General features: G+C 73.5%; 20 protein-coding genes and 2 pseudogenes. 14 read left to right on the top strand and 8 right to left on the bottom strand.

The genetic code is table 11. From position 1 onward, the window contains the following. Positions 1-399: 399 nt before the first annotated feature. Both F6X68_RS34165 and F6X68_RS34160 read left to right on the top strand, forming a co-directional pair. Positions 400-615 (top strand): annotated as a pseudogene (locus tag F6X68_RS34165) (helix-turn-helix domain-containing protein); the annotation flags it as partial. Positions 616-759: 144 nt separating this feature from the next. Beyond that, complete coding sequence (locus F6X68_RS34160) at positions 760-1,377, top strand: GNAT family N-acetyltransferase (RefSeq protein ID WP_225852135.1); 618 nt, start codon at positions 760-762, stop codon at positions 1,375-1,377. On the opposite strand, the gene F6X68_RS10905 is transcribed toward F6X68_RS34160, so the two are convergent. Together F6X68_RS10905 and F6X68_RS10900 are read right to left on the bottom strand one after the other, a co-directional pair. Further along, positions 1,360-2,025 (bottom strand): futalosine hydrolase, encoded by a 666-nt coding sequence (locus F6X68_RS10905; protein ID WP_151454153.1) that lies wholly within the window; start codon positions 2,023-2,025, stop codon positions 1,360-1,362. The two genes, F6X68_RS34160 and F6X68_RS10905, sit on opposite strands and share 18 nt — an antisense overlap. A gap of 271 nt (positions 2,026-2,296) precedes the next feature. Further along, positions 2,297-3,701, bottom strand: a pseudogene (locus F6X68_RS10900) (MFS transporter); the annotation flags it as partial. Positions 3,702-3,788: 87 nt separating this feature from the next. Here F6X68_RS10900 and F6X68_RS10895 point away from each other — a divergent pair. Further along, on the top strand, positions 3,789-4,628 hold the full coding sequence (locus tag F6X68_RS10895) for a DUF3027 domain-containing protein (protein WP_151454151.1): 840 nt from the start codon (positions 3,789-3,791) through the stop codon (positions 4,626-4,628). A 45-nt stretch (positions 4,629-4,673) separates the two neighbouring features. Here F6X68_RS10895 and F6X68_RS10890 read toward each other — a convergent pair whose 3' ends face one another. After that, positions 4,674-4,922, bottom strand: coding sequence for a DUF2530 domain-containing protein (locus tag F6X68_RS10890; protein ID WP_151454150.1), 249 nt, complete (start codon positions 4,920-4,922; stop codon positions 4,674-4,676). A gap of 88 nt (positions 4,923-5,010) precedes the next feature. On the opposite strand from F6X68_RS10890, the gene F6X68_RS10885 reads away from it, so the two are divergent. From F6X68_RS10885 to thpR, 5 genes are all read left to right on the top strand, one after another. After that, complete coding sequence (locus F6X68_RS10885; protein ID WP_151454149.1) at positions 5,011-6,486, top strand: NCS2 family permease; 1,476 nt, start codon at positions 5,011-5,013, stop codon at positions 6,484-6,486. A gap of 119 nt (positions 6,487-6,605) precedes the next feature. Beyond that, the gene (locus tag F6X68_RS10880; protein WP_192581363.1) at positions 6,606-7,055 is read left to right on the top strand and encodes a MarR family winged helix-turn-helix transcriptional regulator; all 450 of its coding nucleotides are present in this window, start codon (positions 6,606-6,608) and stop codon (positions 7,053-7,055) included. 68 nt (positions 7,056-7,123) lie between these two features. After that, entirely contained in the window at positions 7,124-8,407 is a 1,284-nt protein-coding gene (locus tag F6X68_RS10875; RefSeq protein ID WP_151454148.1) for an MFS transporter, read from the top strand. Between the two features lie 96 nt (positions 8,408-8,503). Beyond that, on the top strand, positions 8,504-9,013 hold the full coding sequence (locus tag F6X68_RS10870; RefSeq protein ID WP_151454147.1) for a hypothetical protein: 510 nt from the start codon (positions 8,504-8,506) through the stop codon (positions 9,011-9,013). 13 nt (positions 9,014-9,026) lie between these two features. Next, on the top strand, positions 9,027-9,605 hold the full coding sequence (gene thpR, locus F6X68_RS10865; RefSeq protein WP_151454146.1) for an RNA 2',3'-cyclic phosphodiesterase: 579 nt from the start codon (positions 9,027-9,029) through the stop codon (positions 9,603-9,605). Positions 9,606-9,615: 10 nt separating this feature from the next. Here thpR and F6X68_RS10860 read toward each other — a convergent pair whose 3' ends face one another. From F6X68_RS10860 to F6X68_RS10845, 4 genes are all read right to left on the bottom strand, one after another. Further along, positions 9,616-10,602: an aldo/keto reductase gene (locus tag F6X68_RS10860; RefSeq protein WP_151454145.1), complete on the bottom strand. Its 987-nt coding sequence runs from the start codon at positions 10,600-10,602 to the stop codon at positions 9,616-9,618. A gap of 77 nt (positions 10,603-10,679) precedes the next feature. Then, positions 10,680-11,762, bottom strand: a complete 1,083-nt coding sequence (sepH, locus tag F6X68_RS10855; RefSeq protein ID WP_151454144.1) for a septation protein SepH — start codon at positions 11,760-11,762, stop codon at positions 10,680-10,682. Between the two features lie 187 nt (positions 11,763-11,949). Beyond that, entirely contained in the window at positions 11,950-13,077 is a 1,128-nt protein-coding gene (gene serC, locus F6X68_RS10850) for a phosphoserine transaminase (RefSeq protein WP_151454143.1), read from the bottom strand. A 282-nt stretch (positions 13,078-13,359) separates the two neighbouring features. Then, positions 13,360-14,466, bottom strand: coding sequence for a citrate synthase 2 (locus F6X68_RS10845; protein WP_151454142.1), 1,107 nt, complete (start codon positions 14,464-14,466; stop codon positions 13,360-13,362). 285 nt (positions 14,467-14,751) lie between these two features. Here F6X68_RS10845 and pdxH point away from each other — a divergent pair, with 285 nt between their 5' ends. The 6 genes from pdxH to F6X68_RS10815 all read left to right on the top strand — a co-directional run bounded on the left by pdxH (position 14,752) and on the right by F6X68_RS10815 (position 19,705). Further along, on the top strand, positions 14,752-15,381 hold the full coding sequence (pdxH, locus tag F6X68_RS10840) for a pyridoxamine 5'-phosphate oxidase (RefSeq protein WP_151454155.1): 630 nt from the start codon (positions 14,752-14,754) through the stop codon (positions 15,379-15,381). Continuing rightward, positions 15,378-16,679 (top strand): MFS transporter, encoded by a 1,302-nt coding sequence (locus F6X68_RS10835; protein WP_151454141.1) that lies wholly within the window; start codon positions 15,378-15,380, stop codon positions 16,677-16,679. Before pdxH ends, F6X68_RS10835 begins: the two co-directional genes overlap by 4 nt. 53 nt (positions 16,680-16,732) lie before the next feature. Further along, positions 16,733-17,662, top strand: a complete 930-nt coding sequence (locus tag F6X68_RS10830; RefSeq protein WP_151454140.1) for an aldose 1-epimerase family protein — start codon at positions 16,733-16,735, stop codon at positions 17,660-17,662. 12 nt (positions 17,663-17,674) lie between these two features. Then, positions 17,675-18,277 (top strand): nitroreductase family protein, encoded by a 603-nt coding sequence (locus F6X68_RS10825; protein ID WP_151454139.1) that lies wholly within the window; start codon positions 17,675-17,677, stop codon positions 18,275-18,277. A 201-nt stretch (positions 18,278-18,478) separates the two neighbouring features. Continuing rightward, positions 18,479-18,784, top strand: a complete 306-nt coding sequence (locus tag F6X68_RS10820; protein WP_089002310.1) for a type II toxin-antitoxin system VapB family antitoxin — start codon at positions 18,479-18,481, stop codon at positions 18,782-18,784. Positions 18,785-18,937: 153 nt separating this feature from the next. Further along, the gene (locus tag F6X68_RS10815; RefSeq protein WP_151454138.1) at positions 18,938-19,705 is read left to right on the top strand and encodes a DUF4230 domain-containing protein; all 768 of its coding nucleotides are present in this window, start codon (positions 18,938-18,940) and stop codon (positions 19,703-19,705) included. 84 nt (positions 19,706-19,789) lie between these two features. On the opposite strand, the gene F6X68_RS10810 is transcribed toward F6X68_RS10815, so the two are convergent. Next, positions 19,790-19,996: a PspC domain-containing protein gene (locus F6X68_RS10810; RefSeq protein WP_121396981.1), complete on the bottom strand. Its 207-nt coding sequence runs from the start codon at positions 19,994-19,996 to the stop codon at positions 19,790-19,792. Between the last annotated feature and the right edge of the window lie 12 nt (positions 19,997-20,008).

Below are 20,008 nucleotides of genomic sequence, written 5' to 3'. Positions count from 1 at the left end.
CTCCGCGAGCCTGTGTGCCCGGCGGACGGGAGCGCGTGTGCCGCGTTGCCGGCAGACCTCGTCCGGTAGCCCCTTTCGAGCTGATGTCGTAGACGATTCATCCCCGCCCGCCCGCTCGCCCGCGGCGCGTGGCTGTGCACCTCGGGTGTGACGGGACCCAGGGGCAACCGTCGCGTGGCACGGGCGGCAGGTGGCTCCTGATGTCGTAGACGATTCAGCTCGACAGCGTCGGAGCAGGGTCCTCGTCCCCGGCCGACCGTCCCTGGCTGGGCCGTCCCTGCTGGGCCATCCTGGCCGGGCTGTCCTGGCCGGGCTGTCCTGGCCGGTCGCCGAGCCGTGCGATGGTCGATCCGTTGATGGTCGACGTTGTCCACAGGTTTGTCCACAGGTGGCGGGTGGATGTTGAGGACGTCGCGCCAGGCCGGGAAGCATGTTCTCGTGACAGAGCTGACGGAAGCCGTTGACCTTGGCGCAGCCCTGCGGGCCCTACGACGCCGAGCGGACCTGAGCCAGCGCGAACTGGCCGAGCGGTCCGGAGTGCCCCAGGCGACCCTGGCCCGGATCGAGTCGGGCCGGGCCGCCGATCCACGATTTCGCACGGTGGAGCGGCTCGTCCGGGCCGCCGGTGGGGAAGTGTCGATCCGTGTAAGCGGCACCGCCGGAGCCGCCGGAGCCGCCGCAACCGCCGTAACCGCCGGTACCGCTGGCACCGCCGGAGCGGCCGTAACCTCCGGAGCTGCCGATCTGTCGCTGCCGGCGGTGCCGCATGACCCGCTGCGGGACGGAGCAGGGCGGCGCTACCCGGCGCACCTCGACGCCTGGGAGGTCAAGGAGCCGAAGGACTGGCCGGGCGCCTGGTGGGCGAACTGGTACAACCTGCCGCCGGCACTCTGGCCGTTACCGGTACCGCCGGCCACGTACCAGCGGAATCGTCGATACCGGGATCGGCGCCGACGGGCCGAGGAGGTTCGGCGGACGGTACGGCTGCGGCGGGTGACGGGCGGCGGCCTGCCGGCGACGTCGTGGCGATTCGTGGCCGAGCTGCCGGGCGGCGGGCTGGTCGGTGAGCTGCGGGCACACGAGCGCAGCCCGCACCTGATCGACGGCGACGACCCGAGCGACGAGCGGGAGATCGTGCTCGACGGGGTTCTCGTCGCCGAGGCCTGTCGACGGCTCGGCATCGGGCGCCGGTTGGTCGCGATGCTCGCCGCCGAGATGGACCGCTCGGGCATCCGTTCGGCCCACGCGATCGCCGAGGGCGGTGGTGTCGACCTGCTGCTCGCCTGCGGATACCAGTTCGAGACGAGCCGGCTGTGGGCCCTGCGGCACGACCGTCGGCCCGCGACGGGGAACCGACCGTCAGGGCAGGGCGGGTGAGGTCAGGGCTGTGGCGGCGGTGGTGAGGGCGGCGAGCGCCTCGCGCATGCGCCAGGCGTCGCGGTCGCGGGGGCCGATCGGGTTGGAGACGGTACGCAGCTCGGCGAAGGGGACGCCGGCCTGCGCGGCGGCGACGGCCACGCCGTACCCCTCCATGGCCTCGGCGACCGCGTCGGGGTGACGCCGGCGCAGGGCGTCGGTGCTGGTGGCGCTGCCGGTCACCGTGCTGACGGTGAGCACCGCGCCCACCGTCGCCGTCGGCAGCGCGGCCCGCAGGGCGGCCAGCAGGCCGGGGTCGGCGGCGAGCGCGATGCCGCCACCGAGCCACTCCCGGGGCATGCCCAGCTCGTCCACCGGGAGGAAGCCCGCCGGCGACTCGGCGCCCAGGTCGGCGGCGACGGACACGGCGCCCAGCACCGTCGCGCCGACGGCCGCCCGGCCGGCGAAGCCGCCCGCCACGCCCGCGCTGACCACACCGCGGTACGGGCGCCCGGCCGCCTCGGCGAGCACCAGCAGCCGGGCGGTGGTGGCGGCGGCGACGGCGGGGCCGACGCCCACGGGCAGCACCGTCGTCGACGCATCCGTCAGGCCCGCGCGGACCGCCTCGGCCTCGGCGGGCACCGCCGTGACCACCAGCAGGCCCGTCACGGCAGGGGCCCCTGCGGCTCCCGCCGGGTCTCGTCGTCCGTCCCGCCCGGCCCGCCGACGGCCGACGACGGCCGGTAGATGTGGTACCCCGGCGGGGCCAGGGCCGGGTCGTCCAGCGGCGAGCCGCCCTGCGCCGGAGCGGGCGAGACCGGTGCCACCCCCGTGTCGGGGCCGCCCCCTGCCTCGGCGCGTGCGCCGGCGTCCGTGCCGGCCGGGTCTTCCCCGTTACCTCTGCCGGTGCCGGTGTCGCTGCCGGGTTCGTCGGTCTCGTCGGACAGTTCGTCGTCGGCGAGTGGACGACCGGCCAGCCGCTCGGCGCGCAGGCGGCTCGCCACCACCACGCCTCGGACAGCGGCCAGCGTGCCGGCCCCGGCGGCGACCGCGATCCCGATCCGGCCGTCGAAGGGTACGAGCCCCAGCCCGCCCCCGGCGACGAACGCGAGCATCAGCACGGTCTCGGAGTGGGCGAAGGAGCTGGCCCGCAGCCGCTCCGGGATGCGCTCCTGGATCGAGGCGTCCACGGTGAGCTTGGCGATGCCGCTCATCAACGCGGCCACCAGGCAGAGCAGGGCGACCATCGGCAGCGAGAACTTCAACGCGGCGAGGACCGCCACCCCACCCACGATGATCATGCCGCTGGACTGGATCGCGACGGGTCGGTGGATGCGCAGCCGGGTGCCGATCGCGGTGGCGAGGAAGGTGCCCACGGCCAGCGCGGCGCCGACGAGGCCCAGCGCTCCCTCGTCGCCCAGGTCCCGGCCGAAGACGACGGTGGTCAGGTCGCCGGCCTTGATCGCGAAGGCCAGGAAGAGCAGCAGGAACCCGTACAGCCCGCGCAGCGTCGCGGCACCGATCAGGGTGGCGATCACGAGCCGGCCGGCCGGCCGTCCCCGGCCCAGCGGGCGGTCGCCGGTGCGCCGCCAGAGCGCACGCAGCGGCCGGGGCACCCGCTCCGGTGGCTCGGAGTCGGCCTTCGGGGGCAGGCGCAGGGAGATCACCATGCCGACCAGGAAGATGATCGAGGCGACCCGGAGCGGCCACTGCGGCCCGAACCAGAAGGCGGCCAGCCCGATCGGAGCGACCAGGGCGCCGGCCACCGTGCCGTAGACGCTGGCCCGGGCGCCCACCTGGGAGAGCCCCAGCCCCTCCGGCAGCAGCCGTGGGACGGCCGCCGAGCGGGCCACCCCGTACGCGCGGGAGAGCGCCAGCACGCCGAAGGCCGCCGGGTAGAGGCCGAAACCGTGGATGTAGTCGGAGATCAGCCAGGCCAGGAAGGCGCGGCCGAGCATGGTGGCGGCCAGCGCGTACCGGCGGCCGTGGCGGAAGTGGTCGAGCAGCGGGCCCACCACCGGGGCGAGCATGGCGAACGGCACCATGGTCACCAGCAGGTAGAGGGCGACCTTGCTGCGCGCCTCGCCGAGCGGGACGTTGAAGAAGATCGTCCCGGCGAGGCCGATGGCGATCAGCGTGTCCCCGGCGCAGGAGACGGCGTGCAGGTCGAAGAGGCGGACCATGCCGACCTCGCCCCCGGCGCCCCGGGTGCGGGCCCGGCCCGCCCGCCGGGTCATCCAGCGACCACTGCTGACCGAGCCACGGAACAGCAGGCGGACGGCCTTGATGCCGGTGCCGACGGTCCGCCCGAGTACGGACCGCCCGGAGCGGGAGAACAGCGGCATGCCCACCATCCTCACCCATCCGGTCCGTCCGTGCCGCACCACTGTCCCAGAACGTCGTCGGCGGGTGCCTGTCGGTCGGCCGTACGCATGGGGAACAATGGTTGGGTGACCAGGCCTGCCTCCGCCCGTGCCGCTCGTCTCGACCAGGTCTGCGCCGCCGCCGTCGAGGTGGCACGTGACGCCATCACCGAGGTCGACCCCTCGGACATCGGCGACCACCTGCAGGCCGTCGCGGAGGGCGATCGACTCGTCACCCATTATTTCGAGTGCCGGCTCGCCGGCTACCGGGGCTGGCGGTGGGCGGTCACCGTCACCCGCGTGCCGCGCAGCCGGCACGTCACCGTCTGCGAGACGGTGCTGATCCCCGGCACGGACGCGATGCTCGCGCCCGGCTGGCTGCCGTGGCAGGAGCGGCTCAAGCCGGGCGACCTCGGCCCCGGCGACCTGCTGCCCACCCCGGCGGACGACGACCGGCTCCAGCCCGGCTACCTGCTCTCCGACGACCCGGCGGTCGAGGAGACCGCGTGGGAGCTGGGTCTCGGTCGGGCCCGGGTGCTCTCCCGGGAGGGGCGCAGCGAGGCCGCCCAGCGCTGGTACGACGGCGACCACGGCCCGTCCGCCGCGATCTCGGCCGCCGCCCCCGCCGCCGCCCGCTGCGGCACCTGCGGCTTCTACCTGCCGCTCGCCGGCGCCCTGCGGCAGTCCTTCGGGGCCTGCGGCAACTTCTACGCCCCCGACGACGGCCGGGTGGTCAGCGCCGACCACGGCTGCGGGGCGCACTCGGAGACCCTGATCGAGGCGGCCGAGACCCCGGTCGAGGAGATGCCGACGGTCTACGACGACAGCGCGGTCGAGCCCATGGCGGTCAGCCGGGCACCGGGCTCCGTCGAGGCCGCGGAGCCGGCGGAGCCGTACGGCCACCCCTGACGCCATTGGCGCGGCGCCGGTCCGGCGGACCGGTGCCGTCGCAGGTCAGCGGCCGGCGCGGCGGCGACGTCGGTTGGCGTCGTGCCGCATCATCACGGCGAGACCGGGGAAACCCCACAGGAAACCGGCCAGGCAGGTCCACAGCCAGTCCTGGTGATCGTGTGCGGTCAGCCAGTCGCGGAAGAAGACCAGCAGCACCAGCCCGGCGAGCGCCCAGGCCGCGATCCCGGCGAGGGCGAACGGCACCATCGGCGGGTCGAGCGGCTCGGGCCGCGGGGGCTGCTCCTTCGGCACGCGGCAAGCGTACGCGATCAACTTTTCCTGCTGGCCGGTGATCTGCGACGATGCGCGCGACAACGGAAGATCCACCTGCGAGGACCTGATGGCAGTAGCGCCGCCCGAGAACGGCACACCACCCGACCCAGCTCACCCCCGTAACGGTTTCGACCGGTACTTCGAGATCTCCGCCCGTGGCTCGACGATGAGCCGTGAGGTACGCGGGGGCCTGGCGACCTTCTTCACGATGGCGTACATCGTGGTGCTCAACCCGCTCATCATTGGTGGTGCCGTCGACGGCGACGGCAAGAAGCTCTCCATCGCCGCCCTCGCCGCGGCAACCGCCCTCGTCGCCGGCCTGATGACCATCCTGATGGGCGTGGTCGGCCGGTTCCCGCTGGCGCTCGCCGCCGGCCTCGGCGTCAACGCGCTGGTCGCGTACGAGATCGCCCCGGAGATGACCTGGGCGGACGCGATGGGCCTCGTGGTGATCGAGGGCCTGATCATCGCGGTGCTGGTGCTGACCGGCCTGCGTACGGCGGTGTTCCGCTCGGTGCCGACGCAGATGAAGACGGCGATCGGCGTCGGCATCGGCCTCTTCCTGACCATCATCGGCCTGGTCGACGCCGGTTTCGTCCGCCGGGTGCCGGACTCGGAGAACACCACGGTCCCCGTCGGGCTTGGCATCGACGGCAGCCTCGGCAGCTGGCCGATGCTGGTCTTCGTGGTGGGCCTGCTGCTGACCATCGTGCTGATGGTGCGGCGGGTCAAGGGCGCGATCCTGATCGGCATCCTCGGCTCCACCGCGTTGGCGATCGTCGTCGAGGCGTTGTTGAACATCGGGCCGTCCTTCGTCGACGGCAAGCCCAACCCGAAGGGCTGGGCGCTGAACGTCCCCGAGCTGCCGAAGACCTGGGTGGACGTGCCGGACCTGTCGCTGCTCGGCAACTTCAACCTGTTCGACTCGTGGGGCCGCGCCGGCTGGGTCGTCGTGCTGATGTTCGTGTTCACCCTGCTGATCACGGACTTCTTCGACACCATGGGCACGATGGTGGCGGTCGGCCAGGAGGGGAGCATGCTCGACGAGCAGGGCACCCCGCCGCGGGCCAAGGAGATCCTGCTGGTCGACTCGATCGCGGCGGCTGCCGGCGGTGCGGCGAGCACGTCCAGCAACACGTCGTACATCGAGAGTGCCGCCGGTGTGGCGGAGGGCGCCCGTACGGGCGTGGCCAACCTGGTCACCGGCGGGTTGTTCCTGCTGGCGATGTTCCTGGCGCCGCTGGTCGTGGTGGTGCCGTTCGAGGCGGCGTCGACGGCGCTGGTGGTGGTCGGCTTCCTGATGATGACCGCGGTGCGGACGATCGACTGGTCCGACTACGAGATCGCGATCCCGGCGTTCCTGACGATCGTGCTGATGCCCTTCACGTACTCGATCTCCAACGGCATCGGCGCCGGCCTGATCTCGTACGTGGTGGTGAAGCTCGCCCGGGGCAAGGCACGGGAGATCCACCCGCTGCTGTACGGGGTGGCCGCCCTCTTCGTGCTCTACTTCCTGCGCGGGCCGATCGAGTCGGTGCTCTGAACACGGCCTGCTCCGGGCCGGTGACCGAACGGGGTACCCGGCCCGGAGCAGGACAAACTTCTCGTGAGCGTGGTCATATCAGTGGTCATTCGCCAAGCTAATTAGTTAGGCTAACTATCGTGACGGAGCGGACGGTGACGGCGAAACGCGTGCCACCGGCGCAGCTGGCACCTCAGTTGCGTGATGCGATCACCCGGCTGAACCGGCGGGTCCGCCAGGCCCGGCCGGTCGGCGACCTCACGGTCACCCAGCTCTCCGCGCTCACCAGCCTCCGGCTGGCGGGTGCGCTGACGCCTCGGGAACTGGCCGACGTGGAACGGGTGCAGCCGCCCACGATGACCAGGATCGTCGCGAAGTTGGAGGAGCGCGGCCTCGTGCAGCGCACCCCCCATCCGACCGACGGCCGGCAGGTCATCCTGGCGGCGACCGAGGGGGGACGGGCGGTGCTCGACCAGTTCGAGCGGGTCCGTGACGAGTGGCTGGCCCGCCGGCTGGCCGACCTGACCGAAGCCGAGCGGGAAACCCTGCGGCAGGCCGCCGAGATCCTTCAGCAGCTCGCCCGCGCCTGATCCGCGCGTCGTGCCACCGCGCCGTCCGCCGTCGATGACGCGTACGACCGCGAGGAGGCGCACCAAGAGTGCAGGCGAAGCTGAGCACGATGTTCCAGTCCCTACAGGTCCGCAACTACCGGCTCTTCGCATCCGGGCAACTGATCAAGCTGATCGGCGTCTGGATGATGTTCATCGCCCAGGACTGGCTGGTCCTCGAGCTCTCCGACAACTCCGCCACCGCGCTCGGCGTGGTGACCGCGCTCCAGTTCACCCCGGTGCTGCTGCTCACCCTGCTCTCCGGGCGGCTCGCCGACCGCTACGACAAGCGGATGCTGCTCTTCGTCGCGAACGCGTTCTGGACCGTCCTGGCCCTCGCCATGGCCCTGCTGGTGATCACCGGCCTCGTGCAGCTCTGGCACGTCTTCGCGTTCGCGGCCCTGCTCGGCGTCGCCAACGCCGTGGAGACCCCCGTCCGGCAGGCGTTCGTCTCCGAGCTGGTCGGTACGTCGCTGCTGCCGAACGCGCTCTCGCTCAACGCGGCCGTGTTCAACTCCGCCCGGATCGTGGGGCCGGCCGTCGCCGGCCTGGCCATCGCCGCCTTCGACGTCGGGCCGGTCTTCATGTTCACCGCGCTCAGCTCGATCGCCCCACTGGTCACCGTGATCCGGATGCGCCCCGCCGAGCTGCACCGGGAAGCGCTGCCGCCGCGCGACGAGCGGGCGTCGGCCAAGGTCGTCGACGGCCTGCGCTACGTCTGGCGCCGGCCCGACCTGCTGCTGCCCATGGCGGTGATGTCGGTGATCGGCATGTCGCTGTTCAACTTCCAGCTGACCCTCGCCGCGCTGGCCAAGACCGTGTTCCAGACCGGCGCCGCCTCGTTCGGGCTGTTCAGCACCGCGCTGGCGGTCGGCGCGCTGGTCGGGGCGCTCGCCGGCACCGGGCGGCGCAGCCGCCCGTCGGTCTGGCTGGTGCTCGGCGCGGGGGTCGGCTGTGCCAGCTTCGGCACGCTGGTGGGGCTCGCCCCGGCGTACTGGATGGTGGTGACGCTGCTGCTGCCGACCGGGTTCTTCATGGTCTTCTTCGCCCAGGCGGCCAACCAGCGGGTCCAGCTCGGCACGGACGCCGCCTTCCGCGGCCGGGTGATGGCCCTGTGGGTGCTGGTCTTCCTCGGCACCAACCCGGTCGGTGCGCCGCTCATCGGCTGGGTCGCCGAGACCTACGGCGCCGGTGCCAGCATCTGGATCGGTGGGCTGATCTCGCTGGCCACCATCCTGGTCGCGCTCACCTGGCAGCTGCGCCGCTCCGGCGCCCGGCTGCGCTTCCGCATCCTGCCGATGCCGCGCTTCTACGTCACCTCCGCCGACTGCTGAGCCTGTCGCCCGGGCGGGCCGACCGCTTCCTCGACCGAGGGCGCGGATGACACGAAAGCGGTGGCGGTAAGGGGGAAAGCGGCTTAGCGTCGATACGTGGAGCTCGGACGCGCGCTGCTGCTGATCCTGGCCATCGTCGCCATGGCCAGCCTGCCGGCGCTGATCGCCCTGGTCTTCTGCGCGGACGAGATCATCGACCGGGTCGCCTGCGGGTACGCCGAGTGGCGTGAGCGCCGGCGGGAGCGGCGCACCATCGTCCGGCTGGACCGGGCCGTCGAGGCCGACGCGCTGACCCGCGACATCGACCTCACCGCCTTCGACCGGCCCGACCGGCGCCCGCTGGAGGAACTCGCCGCCGACCTGCGCCGCCTGCGCAGCCAGGGGGTGGGTTCCGACGGCCGCCAGCCCGTCTGGCACGCCATGGTCCTCCAGGCGTACGACGACCGGCTCCGGCTGGCCTGCCGGGCCCTCGGGCTGGCCGAGCACCTGACGGAGCTGGAGGGCGTCGACCTGGAGCTGGAACGCGTCCGGGTGGAGGGCCTGCTGCACGCCGCCGGGCTGACCCTGCCGGCCGCCCGGGCCGGTCACTGGCAGCGTCACCGCTGAGGGCGGGGCCCGCGTGAGGCTCTTCGTCGCGCTCTACCCGCCGCCCGAGGCGGTCGCGCACCTCGGCGCGCAGGTCGCCCGCCTGCGGATCGGCGCGGCGGCCGCCGCCGGGACCAACGTCCGGCTCGCCGACCCGGCCAACGCGCACGTCACCCTCGCCTTCCTCGGCGACGTCGAGGCGGACCGGCTGGTCGCGGTGGAGAGCGCGCTCGGGCTCGCCGCCGAGTGGTCCCGCGCCGGCCGCCAGGCCGCGCCCCGGCTCAGGCTGGCCGGCGGCGGGCGGTTCGGGCGGGGCCGGTTCACCGTGCTCTGGGTCGACCTGCGGGGCGAGGTGGAGCCGGTGCTGGTGCTGGCCCGGCTGATCCGCTCCCGGCTGCGGCACGCCCGCCTGCCGCACGACGAGAAGCCGTTCCGCCCACACCTGACCGTCGCGCGCCCCGGCGACCGGGTGCCCCCGGCCGACGTGGCCGCCGACGTCGCCACCCTCGACGACTACGAGGGCCCGGAGTGGCCGGCCGGCGAGATGGTCCTCGTGCGCAGCCACCCCGGCCCCCGCCCCACCTACGACCGCCTGGCCGCCTGGCCCCTCTGACGCTCCCCAGTCACCAGGCCCAGGCCTCGGGGCCGGGGCCGCCGTTGCCGACGGGCGGGAAGAGCTCGTCCAGGCGGGTGAGGGTGTCCTCGTCGAGGTCGACGGTCAGGGCGCCCAGGGAACGGTCGAGCTGGTCGGTGGTGCGCGGTCCGATGATCGGGGCGGTCACCCCGGGACGGGACAGCAGCCAGCCGAGGGCCACGTCCGCCGGGTCGTGACCGAGGTCGCCGCAGAGTTTCTCGTACGCCTCGATGGTCGGCCGGTGCTCGGCGAGCGCGTCGGCGGAGCGGCCGCTGGCGCCCCGCGCGGCCCCGCCCTCGGCCATCTTCCGCAGCACTCCGGCGAGCAACCCGCCGTGCAGCGGCGACCACGGGATGACGCCCAGCCCGTGGTGCTGCGCCGCGGGCACCACCTCCAGCTCGACGTACCGGGTCATGAGGTTGTAGATGCACTGCTCCGAGACCAGGCCGAGGAAGTGGCGCTTACCCGCCGCCTCCTGCGCCACGGAGATGTGCCAGCCGGCGAAGTTGGACGATCCGACGTAGAGGACCTTGCCCTGGGCGACCAGGGTCTCCATGGCCTGCCAGATCTCCTCCCACGGCGTGCTCCGCGAGACGTGGTGCATCTGGTAGAGGTCGATGGTGTCGGTTTGGAGGCGGCGCAGCGAGTCCTCGCAGGCCCGGACGATGTGCCGGGCGGAGAGGCCCTGCTGGTTGGGCCACTCGCCCATCTTGCCGTAGACCTTGGTGGCCAGCACGACCTTCTCCCGCCGGCCGCCGCCCTGGGCGAACCAGCGCCCGATGATCTGCTCGGTGATCCCCTCGCCGGTCTGCCAGCCGTAGACGTCGGCGGTGTCGAAGAAGTTGATGCCGTGGTCGAGGGCCCGGTCCATGATCGCGAAGCTGTCCGGCTCGGTGGTCTGCGGCCCGAAGTTCATCGTGCCGAGGCAGAGGCGGCTGACCGACAGGCCCGTACGGCCGAGGTTCGTGTACTCCATGAGGCCACCCTGCCACGGCGGCAGTTGGAGCGCCTCGCGTTGACTCCGGCGACCGGGTGGTCGCCGGAGTCAGGCGGTCACGAGGACTCGCGGGCCGCCGGGCCGCTGCCGAAGAGCACGTCGTCCCAGCTCGGCAGGCGCTTGCGCGGCTTACCGCTGGCGTCGGTCGACTCGCCCGACGCTGCCGCCGGCGCGCCCGTGCGACGGGGCCGGAGCACCGCCAGCGACGGCACGGCCGGCACCTCCTTGGGCGCGTCCGAGTCGTCGTCGAAGGCGGAACCCTGGCCACCGCCGAGCAGTGCCGCCGCCCCGCCACCGACCGGCCGCTGGCGCGGCGCGTCCTGCCCGGCAAGGGCGGCCGGGGTGCGGGGTTCGAGCCCACGACCCGAGGTCGAGCCGAGCGGACGGTCGAGCGAGGCGAGCAGGGCGTCCCGCCCGGCCCGGATCGGGTCGCGGCCGGGACGGCTGTGCTCCGCCGCCGCCGGCAGACCGTGCCCGCCCCGGCTCGGCTCGCCGCGCGACGGGCCGGGCAGCGCGTGGCCGCCCCGCTCCGGTGCCGGCTCCTGGCCGAGGATCGGGGTGGGCCGCTCGGCGCAGAGGTATTGCGCCATGTCGTCGTGCGGGGTGACCGACTGCCGGGTCTTGTCGAGATCCCAGATCGCCTGCGCGGTCGCCTTGCCCGAGGGCCAGGTCGCCACGATCCGCCAGGTGCCGTCGTCGCGGCGCCACGCGTCCCAGGAGATCTTCTCGGTGTCGATCCCGTGCTGGGCGAGCCGGCCGTTGACCACCTCGGCGAGCGGGGTCGGCTTCTCCGCGCCCTTCAGCCGGGTGCGGCGGGCGTGCTGGGCGAGCATGGCCCGCTCCTGGAGCACCGGGCCGGCGTAGCGCAGCACGCGGTCGACCGGCACGCCGGCGATCCGGGCGACGTCCTCGGCGGACTCGCCGGAACGGATCTTGGCCTGGATGTCCCGTGGGGAGAGTGAGGGCACCGGGTCGGCGGTCGCCGTCGGGGCCACCGCGAGCGGCGGGGCGCCGGGCTCGGCGTGCAACGCGCCGGCGATCCGCTCGTCGATGGGCAGGGCGAGCAGTCGCCCGACCTCGTCGGCGAGCACCAGGGCCTGGCCGTCCTCGGAGAGGGCGACGAAGCGTACTGGGCGCATGGCGTAGCCTCCGTCCCGCTTCGCTGGCCGTCACGCCACGAGCCGGCCACCCGGGCGTCCTCGCACCACCGTACGCGCATCTGTCCGCAGGTGGGGGATGCGACACCCGCATGTCGCGACTGAGCTGCGACGATGATCACGGTCGGTGGCCGCCGACGCGTCCGGCGGCCACCGACCGTGACGGCGATCAGAGTCGCTCGACCACGTAGTCGATCGACGCGGTCAGCGCCTCGACGTCGGCCGGCTCGACGGCCGGGAAGAGCGCGACGCGGAGCTGGTTGCGGCCAAGCTTGCGGTACGGCTCCGTGTCCACGATGCCGTTGGCGCGCAGCGCCTTCGCGATCGCGGTGGCGTCGACGGACTCGGCGAAGTCGATGGTGGCGACCACGTTGGAGCGCAGCGCCGGGTCGGTGACGAACGGCGTCGCCACCTCGGAGCGCTCCGCCCAGCCGTACACGATCGCGGCGCTCTCAGCCGTGCGCTTGGCCGCCCAGGCCAGCCCGCCCTGGGAGTTCATCCAGTCGGTCTGCTCGGCGGCCAGGAAGATGGTGGCCAGCGCCGGGGTGTTGTAGGTCTGCTCCAGCCGCGAGTTGTCGATCGCGGTGACCAGGTCGAGGAAGGCCGGGATGTAGCGGCCGGACGCCTTGATCTCGCCGGCCCGCTCCAGCGCGGCCGGCGACATCAGGGCCAGCCACAGGCCGCCGTCGGAGCCGAAGCACTTCTGCGGGGCGAAGTAGTAGACGTCGGTCTCGCCGACGTTGACGTCCAGGCCGCCGGCGCCCGAGGTGGCGTCGACCAGCAGCAGCGAGCCGGGGTCGGCGCCGGCCACCCGGCTGATCGGCACCGCGACACCCGTCGAGGTCTCGTTGTGCGGGGTGGCGTAGACGTCCACCCCGGCCTCGGCGGTCAGGGTGGGCGCGGTGCCGGCCTCCGACTTGCGGACGGTGGGCTCGCCGAGGAACGGGGCGTCCTTGACGGACTTGGCGAACTTGGCGCCGAACTCGCCGAAGCTGGCGAACTGCGCCCGGTCGCGGACCAGGCCGAACGTCGCGACCTCCCAGAAGGCCGTGGTGCCGCCGTTGCCCAGCACCACCTCGTAGCCCTCGGGGAGGGAGAAGAAGTCGGCGATGCCGCGGCGCAGCCGGGCCACCTCGTCGCGGACGGTCTTCTGCCGGTGCGAGGTGCCGAGGTAGCTGGTCGCCACCTCGGCGAGGGCGGAGACCGCCGCCGGACGGACCTTGGACGGCCCGCAGCCGAACCTCCCGTCGGCGGGCTTGAGGTCGTCGGGAATCCGGATGGTCGGTGCGTCAGCCACGGTTGTCGAGATCCTTCCGCATGGGCGAGGGCGGGCCCGGTGTTCAGGCGGGCACGGATCGACGGCGGACGCGCGCTCAGGCGCACGACGTGGCCGGGACCCGGGCCCGGTCCGGCGTCACTGCCGGCCCTCATCCTCCCACCCGCGCCGGCCGCGCCGACCGCTGATCCCACCAGCGACGTTGAGGCGTCCACCACAATCCGTGCCAGTGCGCCGCACCCGGAGGCAAGGAAGGGCCCCCTCCTGTACGCCAGGCGTTGGGAGGGGGCCCTTCCTCACATCTCAGACGCCGTGCGGGATGGCGTCCCAGCCCTCGACGTCGCTCGGCTTGCGGGTGCCCGGGCCGACGTAGCGGGCCGACGGGCGGACCAGCCGCTGGAGCTTCTTCTGCTCCAGGATGTGCGCGCTCCAGCCGCCCATCCGGGCGCAGGTGAACATGGAGGTGAACATGTGCGCCGGCACCTCGGCGAAGTCCAGCACCACGGCCGACCAGAACTCGACGTTGGTGGCGAGCACCCGGTCCGGCCGGCGGGCCTGGAGCTCGGCCAAGGCGGCCTTCTCCAGCGCCTCGGCGATCTCGAAGCGCGGCGCGCCCAGCTCCTTGGCGGTGCGGCGGAGCACTCGGGCGCGCGGGTCCTCGGCCCGGTAGACGCGGTGGCCGAAGCCCATCAGCCGCTCGCCCCGGTCGAGGACGCCCTTGACGTAGCCCTCGGCGTCGCCGCTGCGCTCGACCGCCTCCAGCATGCTGAGCACGCGGGACGGGGCGCCGCCGTGCAGCGGGCCGGAGAGGGCGCCGATGCCGGAGGAGATGCAGGCCGCGGCGTCCGCGCCGGTGGAGGCGACGATCCGGGCGGTGAAGGTGGAGGCGTTCAGGCCGTGCTCGGCGGCCGAGATGAAGTAGGCGTCGACCGCCTTGACGTGCCGCGGGTCCGGCTCGCCCCGCCAGCGCTTCATGAAGCGCTCGACGATGGTGGACGCCTTGTCGATCTCCTTCTGCGGCACGGCCGGCAGGCCCAGGCCGCGCGCCGACTGGGCGACGAAGGAGAGCGCCGTGACCGACACCCGGGCGAGGTCCTCGCGGGCCTGCTCTTCGGAGATGTCGAGCAGCTGGTTGAGACCCCAGTACGGGGCCAGCATCGCGACCGCGGACTGCACGTCCACCCGGATGTCACCGGAGTGCACCGGCACCGGGAACGGCTCCGCCGGCGGCAGCCCCGGGCCGAACCGCCCGTCGACCAGCAGCGCCCACACGTTGCCGAAGGAGACCTGGCCGATCAGATCCTCGATGTCGACGCCGCGATAGCGCAGCGCGCCGCCCTCGCGGTCGGGTTCGGCGATCTCGGTCTCGAAGGCTACGACGCCCTCGAGCCCGGGTTTGAAATCGGCCATGTCGCTCTCCTGGATCTGCTCGGTGCGCCCGCCCGGGGCTCCGGTCCCGGCCCAGCCGGGCGAGCGCCTTAGGCGACCCTCAGGGATGTGTTCGTGACATCTTGCCTGCTGGGTAACCGGATTCGCGACCCACTGCGACTGTGCCGCACACGACATCCCCGGTCCGGGCGGCCCGGACCGCGTCGGTGACACTGTGCAGTGCGGGCTGGCCAGCGCCGCAGGCGGTGGGCCGGGTCGACGACGAGGAGGGGGAACGTGACGGGGGACACAGTCCGGCCGGCGGGTATGCGTAACGAGTACGCCCGGGAGCTGGGCCTTTCCGAGACGGATCTGGCCGCCGACTGGCACGGCCAGTTCGCCCGCTGGTTCGCCGACGCGGTCGCCGCCGGACTGCCCGAACCGAACGCGATGGTGGTCGGCACCGCCGACGCCGCGGGCCGCCCGAGCGCGCGCACCGTGCTGCTGAAGGGGTACGACCCCGAGGGCTTCGTCTTCTTCACCAACTACGGGTCCCGCAAGGGCGCCGAGGCGGCCGTCAACCCGCACGTGAGCCTCGTCTTCCCCTGGTTCCCGCTGCACCGGCAGGTGGTGGTGGCCGGCCGGGTCGAGCGGGTCGACCGGGCGGAGACGGAGGCGTACTTCGCCAGCCGGCCGCGCGGCTCCCAGCTCGGCGCCTGGGCCAGCACCCAGTCCCGGGTGATTTCCGACCGGACCGTGCTGGACGAGGCGTACCGGGCGGCGGCGGAGCGGTTCGCCGAGGTCGAGCCGATCCCCGCCCCGCCGTACTGGGGCGGCCTGCGGGTGCGGCCGGAGTCGGTGGAGTTCTGGCAGGGCCGGGTCAGCCGGCTGCACGACCGGCTGCGGTTCCGGCTCACCGGGCCCGGGGAGTGGACCGTCGAGCGGCTGGCGCCGTGACCCAGCTCAAGGACGCGCGGCCGACCGGGCTGCGCCGGTTCGCGATCGACGTGCGCCCGCTGGCCGTGCCGGCGTACCGGCGGATGTGGCTCGGCAACGGCATCGCGATGTTCGGCATCCAGCTCACCGCCGTCGCCGTGCCGGTGGAGATGTACGCGCTGACCGGTAGCTCGCTCTGGGTCGGCCTGATCGGGATCGCGGCGTTCGTACCGCTGCTGGTCTTCGGGCTCTGGGGCGGCGCGGTGGCCGACGCGCACGACCGGCGCAAGGTGCTGCTGGCGACGGCGGCGGTGCTCTGGGCCGCCACGCTCGGCCTGGCGGTGCAGGCGGTGCTCGGGATCGGCAGCCCGCTGCTGCTGCTCGTCCTGGTGGCGGTGCAGTCGATCGCCTTCGCGATCAGCTCGCCCACCCGCAACGCGATCCTGCCCCGGCTGGTGCCGGCGGAGCTGGTGCCGGCGGCGACCACGCTGAACTTCACCACCTACACGGCCGCCTCGGTGGTCGGCCCGCTGGCCGCCGGCCTGATCTTCGCCTGGTGGGGCACCGACCTCGGCCTGCCGATCGCCTACGCGGCCGACGCGGTGCTCTACGCGGTCGCCGTCTGGGCGACGGTGAAGCTGCCGGCCATGCCGCCGGAGCCGGACCCGGACGCGTCCGCCGCCCCACGGCGGGCCGGGCTGGCCAGCATCGTCGACGGCCTGCGCTACCTGGCCACCACCCCGGTGCTGATGCTCTCCTTCGTCATCGACCTGATCGCCATGGTGCTGGCCATGCCCCGGGCGCTCTTCCCCGAGATCGCCGAGTCCCGGTTCGGCGGCGGCGCGGCCGTCGGCTGGCTCTACAGCGCGATCGCGGCGGGCGCGATGCTCGGCGGGCTGACCTCCGGGTGGATCGGGCGGCTGCGCCGGCAGGGGCTGGTGCTGGTGCTGGCGGTGGTCGGCTGGGGGCTGGCGATCGCGGCGGCCGGCCTCGCCGGCCAGCTCTGGCTGATGGTGCTGCTGCTCGCGGTGGCCGGGGCGGCCGACCTGGTCAGCGCCGTGCTGCGGCAGTCGATGCTGCTGGTCTACGCGCCGGACCGGATGCGCGGGCGGCTGATGGGCGTCAACACGGTGGTCATCGCCGGCGGCCCGCGCCTGGGCGACCTGCGGGCCGGTGCGGTGGCGGCCGGTTTCGGCGGCGGCGTCGCCTGGGTCGGCGGCGGGCTGCTCTCGGCGGCCCTCGCGGTGCTGCTCGCGGTGGCCTTCCCGGTGCTGCTGCGCTACCGGGCGGCGGACCCCTCCGGCGGTGACAAGGCGTGACGGGACGGGTCGGGGCGAGCGACGGCGGGGCGGGAACCGTTAGGGTCGCCCGCATGGACACCCCCGACCAGCGTCCGCCCTCGGGCGCGCAGTGGACCATTTCCGCCGCCGGCCACGAGGCCGTCATCGTGGAGGTGGGCGGTGGGGTCCGGACATACCGGCACGACGGGACCGACCACCTCGACGGGTACGCCGCCGACGAGATCTGTCCCGGCTGCGCGGGACAGGTGCTGGCCCCCTGGCCGAACCGGATCCGCGACGGGCGCTACACCTTCGGTGAGCGGTCGTTGCAGCTCACCCTCAGCGAGCCGGACCGGGGCGTGGCCATCCACGGGCTGGTCAACTGGGTGCCGTGGCGGCTGGTGGAGCAGTCGTCCGACGCGGTGACCGTCGGCTACGACCTGCCGCCGCAGCCGGGCTACCCGTGGCCGCTGCGGCTGCGTACCCGCTGGAGCGTCGGCCCGGACGGGTTGCGCGCGGAGCACGAGGCGACGAACCTCGGTGCCGAGCCCGCGCCGTTCGGCTTCGCGGTGCACCCGTACCTGCGGGTGCCCGGGGTGGCGGTGGACGACCTGTCGATGCGGCTGCCGGCCCGGACGCGGTTGCAGGTGGACGGGCGGCTGCTGCCGATCGGGGGCACCCCGGTCGCCGGCACCGAGTACGACTGGACCAGCCCCCGCCGGATCGGCGGCGCCCGGCTCGACCTCTGTTTCGGCGACGTGATCCGCGACGACGACGGCGGTTCGGTGGTCAGCCTGGCGGCCCCGGACGGCGCGGCGGGCGTACGGATCTGGGCGGACCGGGAGTTCGGCTGGTGGCAGGTGTTCACCGGCGACGCCCTGCCCGGCGAGCGGCGGCGCCGTTCCGTGGCGGTGGAGCCGATGACCTGCCCGCCGGACGCGTTCCGTTCGGGCCGGGACGTGATCACCCTGAAGCCGGGCGCGACCTGGCGGGGTGCCTGGGGCGTACGGCCCGGGGCCTGAGGCGGGGAGCGCATGGAGTTCGGCGAGGTGGTCCGGCGACGCCGGATGGTGCGCAACTACGACCCGGACCGGCCCGTCCCGCCCGACGTGGTGGAGCGGCTGCTCGACCACGCGGTCCGCGCGCCGTCGGCCGGCTTCGCCCAGGGCTGGGGCTTCCTGGTGCTGGAGGCGCCGGAGGACCGGGAGCGGTTCTGGGCGGCGACCACGCCGGGCGGCGGCGGCCGGGAGCGGTGGCTGGCGGGGATGCGCCGGGCCCCGCTGATCGTCGTCCCGCACGCGAACCGGTCGGCCTACCTGGAGCGCTACGCGGAACCGGACAAGGGCTGGGCGGACCGCTCGACCGAGCGCTGGCCGGTGCCCTACTGGTACGTGGACACCGGCTTCGCCGCCCTGCTGATGCTGCTGACCGCCGTGGACGAGGGGCTGGGGGCGTGCTTCTTCGGCATCCCCGCGCAGCGCCTCGACGCCTACCGGGAGGCGTTCGGGGTGCCGGGGGAGTACGAGCCCGTCGGTGCCGTCACGGTGGGTTATCGTGCGGCTGACCACCGGTCACCGTCCCTGCGCCGGGGGCGTCGCCCGGTGGACGAGGTGGTCCGGCGGGGGCGCTGGAGCTGACCGGCGCCGGACGGGCCGTCGGGTGTTTCCTCCGGTGGCGATCCGGATGGCGGGTGGCGAAACTGACATCGGGGAGCAGAACGCGGTGTGGTGCAGCCCGCTACGCTGGCACGGTCATCGGTGCCGCGGGTCGCGGTGCCGCGCCGCGACCCGACCCGGTGTCGTGGGTCGGCCCGGCCAGGGGGAGGGGAGCGTGCCGTCGTGATCTTCAGAGCGGTCCGGGACGGGCGTCCCTACCCGGAGCACAACCTGACGCTCAAGCAGTGGGCGGAGATCCCGCCGAGGCCGCTGCGCCTGGACCAGTTGATCACCACCAAGCGTGAGCTGGCGCTGGACAAGCTCCTCGCCGAGGACTCCACCTTCTACGGCGACCTCTTCCCGCACGTCGTGCAGTGGAACGGCGGGCTCTACCTGGAGGACGGGCTGCACCGCGCCCTGCGCGCGGCGCTCCAGCAGCGCAACCAGATCCACGCCCGAGTGCTCGTCCTCTCCGGCCCGATCGAGTGAGCGCGACCCGCCGGCCGTCCGACCCGTACTGACCTGCGATTTCGCGGATTCGACGCGGCGGTTTCGTCTGCCGGCGCCCTTCGACGAGCGGCTGTCGCACCGGAGCCGTACCGTCATCTCCAGACGACGTGTCTGACGAGGACGGTGAGGGCCATGGCCCGCGACGGTGACATCAACGAGCCCACGAGGGAGTTCCCCGGTTATCCGACCGGCGAGGCGCTCAAGGAGCGGTCGGCTGTCACAACCGAACCGGATCCGGGTGCGCCACCACCACCGGCCGGCGGGCCCGCGCGCGGCCTGCTCTGGGTGCTCGGCGCGGCGGCGCTGGCGGTGGTGGTGCTGCTCGGTGTGCAGGCCACCGGCCTGCTGCCGGACTTCCGCAACCCGTTCGCCAAGGAACAGACCGACCGCAGCCAGCCGCCGCTGCTCAAGTCGATCCAGGATCTCAGCCGCTACGTCGCGGCCGAGGGCAACTTCCAGGTGGTCGTCGATCTCCAGAACGACCGGCGCAACGTGCCCGACTGGCTGCTCAGCCAGCGCACCCTCTTCGTCGGGGCGGGCAGCGTGGAGGCGTACGTCGACTTCGCCAAGATCTCCGAGGGTGCGGTGGTCGAGTCGGCCGACGGCAAGTCGGTGGAGATCAGGCTGCCGGCGCCGCAGCTCGGCAAGACCAACCTCGACCTGGAGAAGAGCTACGTCTTCGCCGAGGAGCGCGGGCTGCTCAACCGGGTCGGCGAGCTGGTCAAGGGCGACCCCAACCGCCAGCAGCAGGTCTACCAGCTCGCCGAGGAGCGGATCACCACCGCCGCCCGCGACAGCGGCCTGACCCAGCGGGCCGAGGAGAACACCCGCAAGATGCTGGAGGGGCTGCTGCGCTCCCTCGGCTACGAGAAGGTGACGGTCACCTACACCGCCCCGTGACGGTGGGCCCACGACGCGACGGCGCCCGCCCCGGTCGACGGGACGGGCGCCTCGTGCTCACCCCCGCTTCGGCGGGGGCGGGGCTCAGTAGCGGGCGGCGGCGTAGCGGTCCTCGTTCGGCATCAGGACCCAGAGCACCAGGTAGACGACCACCTGGGTGCCGGGCAGCAGCAGCGACAGCAGGAACAGCAGCCGGATGAAGCCGGCCGACCTGCCGAAACGCTGGGCCAGGCCGGCACAGACGCCGGCGATCATGCGCCCCTGACGGGGGCGGACCAGTTTGCGACTCATCGTCGTACTCCC

This window comes from Micromonospora sp. AMSO12t, assembly GCF_008806585.1.
Classification (GTDB): domain Bacteria; phylum Actinomycetota; class Actinomycetes; order Mycobacteriales; family Micromonosporaceae; genus Micromonospora; species Micromonospora reichwaldensis.
Note: the sequence above shows the minus strand (reverse complement) of the source record. Positions and strands in the feature narration are given on the sequence as shown.

Excerpts from the sequence above, each read along its gene's own strand:
- F6X68_RS10895 (WP_151454151.1), top strand. The coding sequence starts at position 3,789 with ATGGGGAACAATGGTTGGGTGACCAGGCCTGCCTCCGCCCGTGCCGCT.
- F6X68_RS10885 (WP_151454149.1), top strand. The coding sequence starts at position 5,011 with ATGGCAGTAGCGCCGCCCGAGAACGGCACACCACCCGACCCAGCTCAC.
- F6X68_RS10860 (WP_151454145.1), bottom strand. The coding sequence starts at position 10,602 with ATGGAGTACACGAACCTCGGCCGTACGGGCCTGTCGGTCAGCCGCCTC.
- sepH (WP_151454144.1), bottom strand. The coding sequence starts at position 11,762 with ATGCGCCCAGTACGCTTCGTCGCCCTCTCCGAGGACGGCCAGGCCCTG.
- F6X68_RS10845 (WP_151454142.1), bottom strand. The coding sequence starts at position 14,466 with ATGGCCGATTTCAAACCCGGGCTCGAGGGCGTCGTAGCCTTCGAGACC.
- pdxH (WP_151454155.1), top strand. The coding sequence starts at position 14,752 with ATGCGTAACGAGTACGCCCGGGAGCTGGGCCTTTCCGAGACGGATCTG.
- F6X68_RS10830 (WP_151454140.1), top strand. The coding sequence starts at position 16,733 with ATGGACACCCCCGACCAGCGTCCGCCCTCGGGCGCGCAGTGGACCATT.
- F6X68_RS10825 (WP_151454139.1), top strand. The coding sequence starts at position 17,675 with ATGGAGTTCGGCGAGGTGGTCCGGCGACGCCGGATGGTGCGCAACTAC.
- F6X68_RS10815 (WP_151454138.1), top strand. The coding sequence starts at position 18,938 with ATGGCCCGCGACGGTGACATCAACGAGCCCACGAGGGAGTTCCCCGGT.
- F6X68_RS10810 (WP_121396981.1), bottom strand. The coding sequence starts at position 19,996 with ATGAGTCGCAAACTGGTCCGCCCCCGTCAGGGGCGCATGATCGCCGGC.